The sequence below is a fragment of the Rheinheimera sp. 1928-s genome (assembly GCF_029269265.1).
GTDB lineage: Bacteria > Pseudomonadota > Gammaproteobacteria > Enterobacterales > Alteromonadaceae > Pararheinheimera.
Window position 1 is genome coordinate 179202 of record NZ_JARIXP010000004.1, and the last position, 11718, is coordinate 190919.

12 protein-coding genes are annotated in these 11718 nt (G+C 46.4%); 8 read left to right on the forward strand and 4 right to left on the reverse strand.

Annotated features, from left to right (window positions below):
- The first annotated feature begins 7 nt into the window (after nt 1-7).
- The 4 genes from arsC to P3C17_RS11150 are packed head-to-tail and all read left to right on the forward strand — an operon-like array spanning nt 8 to nt 2010.
- Nucleotides 8-355, forward strand: a complete 348-nt coding sequence (gene arsC / locus P3C17_RS11135; protein ID WP_300929508.1) for an arsenate reductase (glutaredoxin) — start codon at nt 8-10, stop codon at nt 353-355.
- Nucleotides 352-939: an NAD(P)H:quinone oxidoreductase gene (gene wrbA, locus P3C17_RS11140; RefSeq protein WP_300929509.1), complete on the forward strand. Its 588-nt coding sequence runs from the start codon at nt 352-354 to the stop codon at nt 937-939. The genes arsC and wrbA overlap by 4 nt, the downstream gene beginning before the upstream one ends.
- Nucleotides 936-1364: a DUF2069 domain-containing protein gene (locus P3C17_RS11145; RefSeq protein ID WP_233077882.1), complete on the forward strand. Its 429-nt coding sequence runs from the start codon at nt 936-938 to the stop codon at nt 1362-1364. Before wrbA ends, P3C17_RS11145 begins: the two co-directional genes overlap by 4 nt.
- A gap of 55 nt (nt 1365-1419) precedes the next feature.
- Nucleotides 1420-2010 (forward strand): LON peptidase substrate-binding domain-containing protein, encoded by a 591-nt coding sequence (locus tag P3C17_RS11150; protein ID WP_300929510.1) that lies wholly within the window; start codon nt 1420-1422, stop codon nt 2008-2010.
- A gap of 7 nt (nt 2011-2017) precedes the next feature.
- Here P3C17_RS11150 and queE read toward each other — a convergent pair whose 3' ends face one another.
- Nucleotides 2018-2683, reverse strand: a complete 666-nt coding sequence (gene queE, locus P3C17_RS11155) for a 7-carboxy-7-deazaguanine synthase QueE (protein ID WP_300929511.1) — start codon at nt 2681-2683, stop codon at nt 2018-2020.
- Nucleotides 2684-2770: 87 nt separating this feature from the next.
- Here queE and queC point away from each other — a divergent pair, with 87 nt between their 5' ends.
- Nucleotides 2771-3448 (forward strand): 7-cyano-7-deazaguanine synthase QueC, encoded by a 678-nt coding sequence (gene queC, locus P3C17_RS11160; RefSeq protein ID WP_300929512.1) that lies wholly within the window; start codon nt 2771-2773, stop codon nt 3446-3448.
- Here queC and P3C17_RS11165 read toward each other — a convergent pair.
- Both P3C17_RS11165 and cysB read right to left on the reverse strand, forming a co-directional pair.
- Nucleotides 3436-4314, reverse strand: coding sequence for a LysR substrate-binding domain-containing protein (locus P3C17_RS11165; protein WP_300929513.1), 879 nt, complete (start codon nt 4312-4314; stop codon nt 3436-3438). The genes queC and P3C17_RS11165 overlap by 13 nt on opposite strands.
- Nucleotides 4315-4652: 338 nt before the next feature.
- Nucleotides 4653-5630, reverse strand: coding sequence for an HTH-type transcriptional regulator CysB (gene cysB, locus P3C17_RS11170; protein ID WP_233077887.1), 978 nt, complete (start codon nt 5628-5630; stop codon nt 4653-4655).
- Nucleotides 5631-5788: 158 nt separating this feature from the next.
- Between cysB and P3C17_RS11175 the strand changes: the two genes are divergently transcribed.
- Both P3C17_RS11175 and P3C17_RS11180 read left to right on the forward strand, forming a co-directional pair.
- Complete coding sequence (locus P3C17_RS11175; protein ID WP_233077888.1) at nt 5789-6481, forward strand: sensor histidine kinase; 693 nt, start codon at nt 5789-5791, stop codon at nt 6479-6481.
- A gap of 90 nt (nt 6482-6571) precedes the next feature.
- On the forward strand, nt 6572-7333 hold the full coding sequence (locus P3C17_RS11180) for a hypothetical protein (protein ID WP_300929514.1): 762 nt from the start codon (nt 6572-6574) through the stop codon (nt 7331-7333).
- 40 nt (nt 7334-7373) lie between these two features.
- Here P3C17_RS11180 and topA read toward each other — a convergent pair whose 3' ends face one another.
- Nucleotides 7374-9971, reverse strand: a complete 2598-nt coding sequence (gene topA / locus P3C17_RS11185; RefSeq protein WP_300929515.1) for a type I DNA topoisomerase — start codon at nt 9969-9971, stop codon at nt 7374-7376.
- A 389-nt stretch (nt 9972-10360) separates the two neighbouring features.
- On the opposite strand from topA, the gene astB reads away from it, so the two are divergent.
- Nucleotides 10361-11704 (forward strand): N-succinylarginine dihydrolase, encoded by a 1344-nt coding sequence (gene astB, locus P3C17_RS11190; RefSeq protein WP_300929516.1) that lies wholly within the window; start codon nt 10361-10363, stop codon nt 11702-11704.
- Nucleotides 11705-11718: the final 14 nt, after the last annotated feature.

An 11718-nucleotide genomic window follows, 5' to 3' on the forward strand; every position in this document is an offset into this window, starting at 1 on the left:
ACTATTTATGATTACGCTGTATCACAACAATCGTTGTTCAAAAAGTCGTGAAGCATTAGCTCTACTGGAGCAAAGCGGTAAAGATTTTTCAGTTCGTTATTATCTGGAGCAACCTTTATCTGCAGATGAGCTGACTGTGTTACTCAAAGCGCTGCAGTTACCTGTGCGTGATTTATTGCGCAGTAAGGAAGATGAATACAAGGCGCTGGATCTGGCAAACCCTGTTTTGTCGGAACAGCAACTGATTGAAGCTATAGTGCTGCACCCAAAGTTGATGGAACGGCCTGTACTGCAGGTGGGGAACCAAGCAGTGATAGCTCGTCCTGCCGATAAAATGCTGGCACTGCTGGCATGAGTGTTCAGCTTTTAATTTTGTATTATTCCCGCCACGGCTCTGTTGCGGCTTTAGCTGAAAAAATTGCTATTGGTGCCCAGCAAGCAGGCGCAGATGTGATACTACGCACAGTGCCAGCTTTGGATGGCTCTGCTGTGGGTATGCATCCGCATGTGACAGAGCAGGATTTACTCGCCGCTGATGGCTTTGCCTTTGGCAGCCCTGTGCGCTTTGGCAATATGGCGGCCCCTCTGAAAGCCTTTTGGGATAACACCAGTAGCCTGTGGCTTAAAGGCGCGTTAATGGACAAACCTGCTGGTGTTTTTACCTCCTCCGGCAGTATGCATGGCGGTAATGAAGCCAATTTACTCAGTATGATGTTACCTTTGTTGCATCACGGTATGCTGATTGTTGGGCTACCTTACCTTGAACCAGAATTGCATCATACTCAAACAGGTGGTACTCCTTATGGTCCAAGTCATGTGAGTGGTTTGTCTGGTTCAGACAAGTTAAGTAAAGATGAACATCAACTGGCTGTTCAATTTGGCAAACGTTTGGCATTAGCTGCTATCGCATTAAAAACTTCCGGATTCAGTACTTTATGACACATTCTTCTGTAGCTATGGCCTCCTCCACCCGCCTTTATCTTTGGCTTGGCCGTCTTGGTTTTAGCGGGCTTTTTCTACTCATCCCTCTCTGGGTTTTATGGTTAGCACCGCCGGAGCTTGGCAGCGCCAAAGTTCTGCTTGCTCTGTTGTGGACACCTTTGTGGTTCCCACTTTGGGGTATGATCACCGGCAAAGCTTATACCTTTGCCTGGGCAAATTTTATTGTAATGCTGTATATGATCCACAGCCTGACCCACTTGTGGGTAAGTTCCGGCACAGAGTTTTATCTGGCGCTACTGGAGCTGCTGTTTTCCTGCCTGATGTTTGTTGGCTGCACTTATTATGCCCGCAACAGAGGCAGGGAACTGGGCTTAAAAATCCCTAAATTAAAAGATGATCCAATAAGAACAGTCAAAGACTAATCTAAAGCAACAACGCCAGCGTACATAACCGCAGAGTAGTTAACGACATGCGGTTATGAACCCAACAATAGCTTTATTTCCACTCAATACCTTGCTGCTGCCCGAAGGCAGAATGCGTCTGCGTTTATTTGAACCCCGTTATTTACGCCTGATGAAAGAAGCCAGTAGCGGCACCAGGCCTTTTGCCATCGCCAGTATTAATCCTTTGGTGAGCCAGCATCATCAGGACAGAATTTGTCCTGAAGTCACACTGGTTTCTATTGTTGATTTTGAACAATTACCCGATGGTTTACTTGGTATCACAGTCGAAGGAACCGGACGTTACCAAATAAGCAAAAGGTGGCAGGAATATGATCAGTTGCATGCAGCAGAGCTGACGCCGATCCCATTTTGGACCGCGCAAAACACCAGCGCGGAGCAACAGCTGTTGTGGCAAAAATTACAACTGGTTTTTAAACAGTATCCTGAACTGGCCACACTCTACCCTCAACCAGAACCACACAACTTATGCTGGCTGGTATCACGCTGGATGGAGTTGTTACCACTGACGCCTCACTTAAAACGTCAGTGGCTGAAACAGGACCTCGCTGAAACAGCCAAAGATCTGGAACTCTGGCTGGAAGACAGTCTGGAGGAAATTAGCTAGTTTTTTGTTAGTTAATGCCAAGATACTTGTGCACTTGCACACTTAAACGCCAGTTGTATTGTTTACAGAACTCAATAGCCAACTGAGTGGCTTTGGCTTTTTGGCTGATAGGCTGCAAGTACACCAAGGTATTGGTTAAATCCAGGTCTTGCAGCAGTTCCAGTAGCTCGTCGATATGTTTTTCCATAGCTACCGGATGCTTAATTTCGTTCGCGCGCTCCAGCGCTGTACGCAGTACTTCATAGCCACCTTTCATATTCACTTTGGGTGATACTGTGACCCAGGTACTTTGGGGCGCCAGAATTTCAAAGGTACCGCTGGTTTCAATTTGCGTAGAAAAACCACGTTCATGTAACAGCTCACACAAAGGCCTTAAGTCATACATACAAGGCTCGCCGCCTGTGATCACTACATGTTTAGCGCGGTAGCCTTTGTCGGCAAACAACTGCAGCACTTCGGCACCAGATAAACTGCACCAGTGATCCGAATCAGCTTTTTTCTCTAAAATGGCAGCGGGGCTTAATTGCAGCTCCGGATCTATGTCCCAGGTCTGTTTGGTATCACACCAGGAGCAGCCTACAGGACAGCCTTGTAAACGCAGAAAAATAGCAGGAGTACCGGTGTAACTGCCTTCACCCTGAATGGTCTCGAAAATCTCGTTTACTTTATACACTTTATGGGGTTTTCCTTTAGCTACAGGCTCAGATACAGTACAATGCGCGCCCGAAATTTTGCCTATTATAGCGAGAGAGCCTGACAGATGCCGCAAAAAGTTGTTGTGATCTATTCCGGCGGTATGGATTCATTTACCGTGTTGCACAAAGCCATAGCAGATGGTCATGAAGTTTATGCCCTGTCTTTTAACTATGGACAGCGCCATGTTAAAGAACTGGTCTGTGCCAAAAGCGTCTGTGAAGAATTAGGCGTACCACACAAAGTAGTAGATATTTCTGCGATAAATCAGTTACTGGCAGGGTCCAGCCTGATGGCGCCGGACAGTACTCATGAGGATATTCAAATTCCTGAAGGCCATTACGCTGCCGATACGATGAAATCCACTGTAGTACCGAACCGCAATATGATTTTATTGTCGTTGGCCGTCGGTTATGCGGTGTCGCTGAATGCTCGCGCTGTGTATTACGGTGCGCACTCTGGTGATCATTTTATCTATCCGGATTGCCGTCCTGATTTTGTGCATAAAATGAATGAAGTTTGTCAGGTGGCTAACTACGAGCCGGTAGATATTGTCAGTCCGTATTTAAGCCAGACCAAAATTGAAATTTTACGGGATGGTTTAGCCATGGGACTGGATTACGGCAAAACCTGGACCTGCTACAACGGCCGCGAAAAAGCCTGTGGTAAATGTGGTTCCTGCCAGGAACGCCTCGAAGCGTTTGAATTAAACAAAGCAACAGATCCTCTTTCTTACGAAGGCTGATGCAGGCTTATTTGCTCTAACAACTGTCGCAGCGGGTTAGCCTCTTGCTGCCCCTGTCGACAGGCTGCGTACATAGTTCTGAATAAACCTTGTTCTCCTATCGGCAGAACCGCCAGCAGGCCCTGAGCCCTATAAGGCTCCATCAGCCAACGTGGTAATAACGCCACCCCCTGCCCCGCAGCAATCAACTGCAAAATCTGGCTGCTTTGCGCCACAGCTCTGAATTTTGCCTCCAAACCAGCCGGCGCCAGTACATAGCGGTATAAATCCTGCCGGTCCAAAGGCAATGGATAACCTAATAAAATGTCCTGCTTTAATTGAGGTGCTTTTACAAAAGGTTGCTGCGCCAATGGATGATCGGTGCTGACTCCCAAACACAACTCCATTTCAAATAAAGCTGAAAAATAACAACCTGCCAGCTCACGTTGGTCTGTCGTCAGCACCAAATCCAGCTCATCGCTCAATAAGGCATCCAGCGCATTGTGTTCAATTTCAGCAGAAAACTCGACCGGGCAGTCAGGCTGTAACAGCCCAAAAGCTTTCACAGCAGGCATTAGCCAATGAAAACAAGCATGGCATTCCACAGCCAATCGAATACGGTTTAAACTTTTGCCTTTGAGCTGTGCTTCCGCCTGCGCCACCAAAGGCAGGACTTGTGCGGCTAAATCCAACAGCAACTGACCTTGCGGGCTAAATGATACAGGCTGGCTTTTACGCAGGTAAAGTGCAGCCCCAAGATAAGACTCAGCCTCCTTGAGCTGGTGCGATAAAGCCGACTGTGTCAGACACAGTTGATCAGCAGCAGCCACTAAGGTGCCGGTCTGTTGTAACGCCTGTAAGGTACGCAGCAGTTTTAAATCGATCATCTTTCACTCTCTTTATGTCGAACTTGCTGCATCTTCAGTTTGCTTCATTCTGATCATGCATTTATTTGGTTGTCTCTATTTAGCATAACCAGCAAGATGAGCCATGTAAACATCCAGACATCTAAAATAAAAAGGATAACATAGCTTTCGTACATCCCCCTGCACATTGCGTTGGTATTTACTGATGAAATACAGGATGTAAAGCAGGCGGGTATAGGCATTATTCAGATTTATGGTACATATGCTGAAAATCTGTCAGGAGCGGCGGCAAGAGTTTGCCCTTTCAGCTGCAGAGAAACAAAAAGGGCCAGCAAGGCCCTCTGTGTTGTCTGGAAAGGCTACTTAATCGGCAGCTCAAATTTGGCAAACATTCGGTCTATATCGTCCTGGTTACGCAGCATATTGGCTTTTTCTACCACCTCACGGGTTAAATGCGGCGCAAAACGTTCAATAAAATCATACATATAAGTACGTAAAAAGGTGCCTTTTCTGAAACCAATTTTAGTGGTGGAGGCAGCAAATAAATGACTGGCGTCTATAGAGACTAAATCTTTATCTAACTCTTTATCCATGGCCATCGAGGCAATCACCCCTACGCCCAAACCTAAACGGACATAAGTTTTAATGACATCGGCGTCTGTGGCAGTAAAGACAATTTTAGGTTCTAAGCCTTTTTCACCAAAAGCACGGTCCAACTCAGAACGACCAGTAAAACCAAACACATAAGTGACAATAGGATGTTCAGCCACGTCTTCCACTGCAATTTTACGGTTTAAGGTGGCCAGCGGATGGTCGTGGCGCACTATCACACTACGGTTCCAGTGGTAACAAGGCAGCATCACTAAGTCATTAAATAAATGCATAGCTTCAGTGGCAATCGCAAAGTCTGCATCACCACGGGACGCCGCTTCGGCAATTTGTGATGGTGTGCCCTGATGCATATGCAAAGATACTTTGGGAAATTTCTTCATAAAGCCACTGATCACAGGAGGCAAGGCATAACGGGCCTGAGTGTGTGTCGTAGCTATGTTAAGCTTACCTTGATCAGGCAAGGTATGTTCTTTGGCAACCGCCTTGATACTCTCAACTTTTCCTAGTATTTGTTGAGCGATTTCAATAACATCTCTGCCAGCTGGTGTAACATGAGTTAAATGTTTACCGGAACGGCCAAAGACCTGGATACCCAGCTCATCCTCCAGCATCCGCACCTGTTTACTGATGCCGGGCTGTGAGGTATACAAACTCTCTGCTGTTGCAGAGACATTCAGGTTGTGGTTTAGAACTTCAACAATATAACGTAGCTGTTGTAATTTCATGTGTCAGTGATCCGTTCTTGGCATATGATATAAACACTATACATATTCATCTGGATATTCCAACTTATTTTGATTTACTTGGAATATATAACCAATAGTAACTAAAAAAACTGCTGTTTAGTTATCCATGGCAGTACAACGGGATCATCGGGGACTGTATGTCAACTTCAGACTCATCCATCGACTTTGCTACAGTGCTGGCATCAGCGGCACATGATATGAAAAACTCTTTGTGCTTATTGATCCAGTCCATTGATAACCTGCAACAAGAGCAGCAACAACTGGACAGCAACGGCCGGGAAGAATTGTCCCGTATTCATTACGAAGCCAACAGACTTAATATCAATCTGTTGCAGTTACTGTCCTTGTATCGTATTGAAAAAAACCAGTTACCTTTGCAAATCGACCAGTATTATATCTCTGATTTATTTGAAGAAATCCTTCTGAAAAATGAAATGTACAGCAGTCAAAAAGATATTCAGGTGGAAGTGCAGGATGGCAGCGACCTACTCTGGTATTTTGACAGCGATCTGATCAGTAACCTGCTCAATGATATGTTTGTGAACGCGCTACGCTACACAAAAAGTAAATTATTATTAAGGGCTGAGCTGACAGAACATGGGTTGGCGATTGAACTGCATGATGATGGGCCGGGTTATCCTGAATTTATGCTGGAAAATGCCGATACCCTGATGAAAGACTTAAATTTAGCCGCTGGTCGTACTGGTTTAGGCCTGTTTTTTGCAGGATTAATCGCCAAAGCGCATAAAAATCATGGTAAAACTGGTTTTATTCGTTTAAGCAATGGGGGGCTGTACGGCGGCGCTATGTTCAGCCTGTATTTACCTTGATTTGCACTTAACATAGATATTTTTCAAAGCTCGGCTTAAAATCGGCCACAGCTGAAATTCCCCGATGAATCTGGGGGCAACGGAGTTTGGATGCTTTTTACTATTATCATTGTGCTGGTTGTTGCACTGGTGATTATCGCCGTGATTGTCAACGCTGTGCAGCAACATAAAGAGCGGCTGGCGGCATTGAAAAGAGCTGAGTTTTCTAAGCTCCGCACTTTGCTGGAAGATACAGAAGACATTCTGCTGAATGCTGCCAACGTACCTATCACCAAAGGCATCATACAAATGCTGCTCAAACGTATAGTGGTTACGCTCAAAGCTATGCTGGAGCTGGAGCCTAATTCAAAGGATCTGAAAAAACGTATTGGTGAGACTGAAGCCCGCTTAAATGATACCGCTGTTGGCGATATGACAGTCGAAGGTTTAACCATGCCTGATAATGACAAACAAATCATTGGCATGATCCAGGGGATTAAAAAACTACGGACTATTTTGCGAAGCGAACATGCCCGCGGCAACATTGATACTCAAACTGTAGTGCAGGAAGACAGACGACTGGAGATGTTGCAACTGCGCATTAATGTGGAAAGCCAGATTAAAAGAGGCAATCAGGCTCGCGCAGGCAATATGTTGGGTTCAGCCCGTCAGTGTTATGAAAAAGCACTCACCACTATGTCAAACTGTGCTCACTCAGACGATTATATCACCACTCGTAAAAGTGAAGTGATGACCATACTTGAAGACATTGCCACCGAGTTGAAAGAAGGTAACCTGCGCGACCGGCAGAAAAAAGCAGAGCAGGAAAACAACGATTTGGATGTATTATTTGCTCCTAAACGTAAGTGGTAATAAAAAAGGCGCTTAAGGCGCCTTTTTTAATGCTTTGAAATTACTTCGCTTTTTCTTTTGTCACTACCCAGCGTCCATTTTCGTACCAGGCCGACCATCCAGTGGCTTTGCCATCTTTTTCCGTCATCACATACTGCTGCTTGGTCTTACGACTCCAGCGGATGATAGTCGGATTGCCTGTAGCGTCAGCTGCAGGCGCTTCTGCCAGATAATGGAACTTCGGCATAATACGGTCTTTAAAACGAGCCAGTTCAGACACCAGTGGCGCTCGTGTTTCCCTCGATTTAGGGAAAGTCGCGGCAGCCAGGAATAAACCTGCAGCGCCATCACGCAGTACAAAATAAGTATCTGACTTTTCACATTTGAGTTCAGGCAAATGCACCGGATCTTCTTTTGGCGGAGCGGCTTCACCATTTTTCAACAGTTTACGGGTATTTTTGCAGCTGTCATTGGTGCAACCGAAATACTTACCAAAACGGCCTGATTTCAGCTGCATATCCGAACCACACTTCTCACATTCGATCAGTGGGCCATCATAGCCTTTGAGTTTAAACACACCAGCTTCAACCAGATAACCGTCACAACCCGGGTTATTACCACAGACATACAGCTTGCGCTGCTCGTCAATCAGGTAATGATCCATGGCGGTGCCACATTTAGCACAACGTTTTTTATGACGCAGTATTTCGGTTTCTAATTCGTCTTCATCTGCCACTTCTACCGCATCATCACCAGGAGTAAGGTTCATAGTGGTAGTGCAGCGCTCTTTTGGCGGCAGGTTGTAGCCTGAACAGCCTAAAAACACGCCGGTGGATGCAGTGCGGATCCCCATCTGACGACCACAGGTAGGACAGGCTATATCCGTCAGCACAAACTGATTGGTGCGCATGCCGCCTTGTTCTGGGTCAGATTCCGCCGTTTTTAGCTGCTGTGAGAAATCACCATAAAACTGGTCCAACACTTTACGCCATTGCAATTCACCATGAGCAATATCATCAAGGCGAACTTCCATATTGGCGGTAAAGTCATAACTCATTAAATCGCCGAAATTTTCTACTAAACGGTCTGTGACTATTTCGCCCATTTTTTCAGCATAGAAACGGCGGTTGTCGACTTTGACATAACCACGTTCCTGAATAGTTGAAATAATGGCAGCATAGGTTGAAGGACGGCCTATACCGCGCTTTTCCAGCTCTTTAACTAAACTGGCTTCACTAAAGCGAGCCGGTGGCTTGGTAAAGTGTTGAGCAGGAGTTAATTGCTCCAGCTTTAAGCTTTCGCCCGGTTTTACATCCGGCAATTCCAGCTCTTCTTCGTCTTTGCGCTTCTGCGCAGGCTGCACTTTAGTCCAGCCATCAAAACGTAATACCCGGCCTTTGGCTTTTAATTCAAAGTCTGCTGCAGCCACTGTGATCACTGTGACATCATACTGGGCTGAAGGCATTTGACAGGCCACAAACTGGCGCCAAATCAGCTCGTAGAGTTTACGGGCATCGGCTTCCATATCCTGCAGGCTGCTGGCCAAAACAAACACATCCGATGGACGAATGGCTTCGTGCGCTTCCTGAGCATTGGCTTTGCTGCCATAACTTAATGGCTGTTCCGGCAAATACTTAGTGCCAAAACTTTGTTCGATATAGTCACGACAAGCAGTCAGTGCATCGGCACTTAAATTCGTCGAGTCGGTACGCATATAGGTAATATGGCCCGCTTCGTATAAGCGCTGGGCCAGCATCATGGTTTTTTTCACGCCGTAACCTAAACGGGTACTGGCGGCTTGTTGTAAGGTTGAGGTGATAAAAGGCGCCTGAGCCTTACTGCTCGATGGCTTATCTTCACGCTCAATGACTTCGTAGCTGGCTTTTTGCAGTACGGCAACCGCAGCATCAGTCTGAGCTTTATTTTCAGGTCTGAAGGCTTTTCCGGCCTGTTTAGCTACATCCAACTGCAGGTTAACACCAGCCTTGGTTTGCGTATCAGCAGCAACAGTCCAGTATTCTTCCGGCACAAAGGCTTTAATTTCGCGCTCACGCTCCACCACCAACCGCACAGCCACAGACTGCACACGACCAGCAGATAAGCCCCGGGCTACTTTTTTCCACAGCAATGGCGAGACCATAAAACCAACAACCCGGTCTAAAAAGCGACGGGCTTGCTGAGCATTAACGCGGTGCTGATTGACTTCACCAGGTTCAACAAAAGCATTTTTTATAGCATTTTGAGTGATTTCGTTAAACACCACTCGCTTAAACTTCTGATGCTCGCCACCAATAATTTCCTGAAGGTGCCAGGCTATCGCCTCCCCTTCGCGGTCTAAGTCTGTTGCCAGATAAACGGTGTCCGCTTTTTCAGCCAGAGCTTTGAGCTCTTTGACGACTTTCTCTTTGCCGGGCAAAATTTCGTAACGGGCCTGCCAGTTATTGTTTGGGTCTATGCCCATACGTTCAACCAGAGCCTGATACTCTTTTTGCTCTTTGCTGAGCTTCGTTTTGTCTTCTTTGACTTTATCTTTGTTACTGCTGGTAGGCAGATCGCGGATATGACCAACGCTGGATTTGACGATAAAGTCATTTCCAAGGTATTTGTTGATAGTTTTAGCTTTCGCCGGTGATTCGACTATGACTAGTGATTTCGCCATTTTGTGATTGAGATCCCTGACCTTTTGGCGTGCCGGTGGGCACTTCTTTTTTAACGTATATCCGTAAACTCAAGTTGTGACAAGAGAATAAGTTCATTATTATGCCAGAAGGTCACAATTTAGTGACTTTTCGCTGAATAAATCAGCGGAGCCTGCATAAAGTAATAAAATCCGCAGCGCGGCGGCAAGCGAGCTAGACCCCGGGAGCATAGTTGTCCTATGTGACTGGGGTAAGTAGCGCAGCCCACAACGCTGTGGCTTTAAGTACGCAGGGTTGTTACCCAAAGTACTTAAAGCGAAAGCTTTAGTACACAGGGAAAAAATGAAGCAACGGCCGCAATAATAATAAAAGCAGAGCCCCTTCCCAAAAATGAAGGAATAAAGCAAAAATGAAGTTCTTTGAAGCAAACTTTGACGGCCTGGTCGGGCCGACGCACAACTATGCCGGATTATCCATCGGCAATGTTGCCTCGCTAAATAACGCCAAAAACACCTCCAGTCCGAAACAAGCCGCTAAGCAGGGTTTGCAGAAGATGAAGTCTTTGTCTGAATTGGGTTTAGTACAAGGCGTACTGGCTCCACAGGAACGACCTGATGTCTATACGTTAAGACGTTTAGGTTTTACCGGCACAGACAGCGAAGTGATAAGTTTGGCGGCAAAACAAGCGCCCGCTGTACTCAAAGCCGTCTGTTCGGCTTCCAGTATGTGGACTGCCAATGCTGCGACTATTTCACCCAGTGCAGACACAGCAGACGGTAAAATCCATTTTACGCCGGCGAACTTAACCAACAAGTTTCACCGTTCACTCGAGCCTTTAACCACAGGCCGTATCCTCAAAGCCATGTTCAGTGATGACAAACATTTTGCGCATCACCAGCATTTGCCGGATAACGATCACTTTGGTGACGAGGGCGCAGCCAACCATACCCGCTTATGCAGTGATTATGGCGATGCTGGCGTTGAATTGTTTGTCTACGGTCGTTATGCCTTTGATTCGTCTAAACCAGCGCCAAAACGCTTTCCGGCCCGCCATACGCTGGAAGCCTGTGAAGCAGTCGCTCGTTTACATGGACTGTCAGAAAATGGTGCTGTGATGATGCAACAAAACCCTGACGTCATTGATCAGGGCGTGTTTCACAATGATGTGATCGCGGTTGGCAACCAAAACGTGTTGTTTTTCCACGAGCAGGCTTTTGTTGATACCCAAAGCAAACTGGATGAAATTCGGCGTAAGTTTGGCACAGCAGCAGATTTACACTTTATTGAAGTAAAAACCTCTGAAGTATCAGTATCAGAAGCTGTGAAAACCTATCTGTTTAACACTCAGTTGGTGACCTTGCCAAACGGCGATATGGCCATTATTGCGCCAACAGAATGCCGTGACAGCGACACTGTATCGGCTTATCTGGAGCAACTGACAGGCCGGGGTACTCCGGTACGTCAGGTGCATTACTTTGACGTGAAACAAAGTATGCAAAATGGCGGCGGTCCAGCTTGTTTACGTCTGCGTGTGGCGATGAGTGCTGCTGAACATCAGGCGGTTAATCCGGCTGTGCTGATGAACGACAGCTTGTTTATCCGCTTAAATCAGTGGGTAGACACACATTACCGTGACCAGATCAGCGAAGCAGATTTAGCCGATCCGCAGCTGTTGATTGAAAGTCGTCAGGCACTGGATGAACTGACACAAATCTTAAAACTAGGGTCTGTGTATCAGTTCCAGCGTAATTAATTGTTTGAAACTGA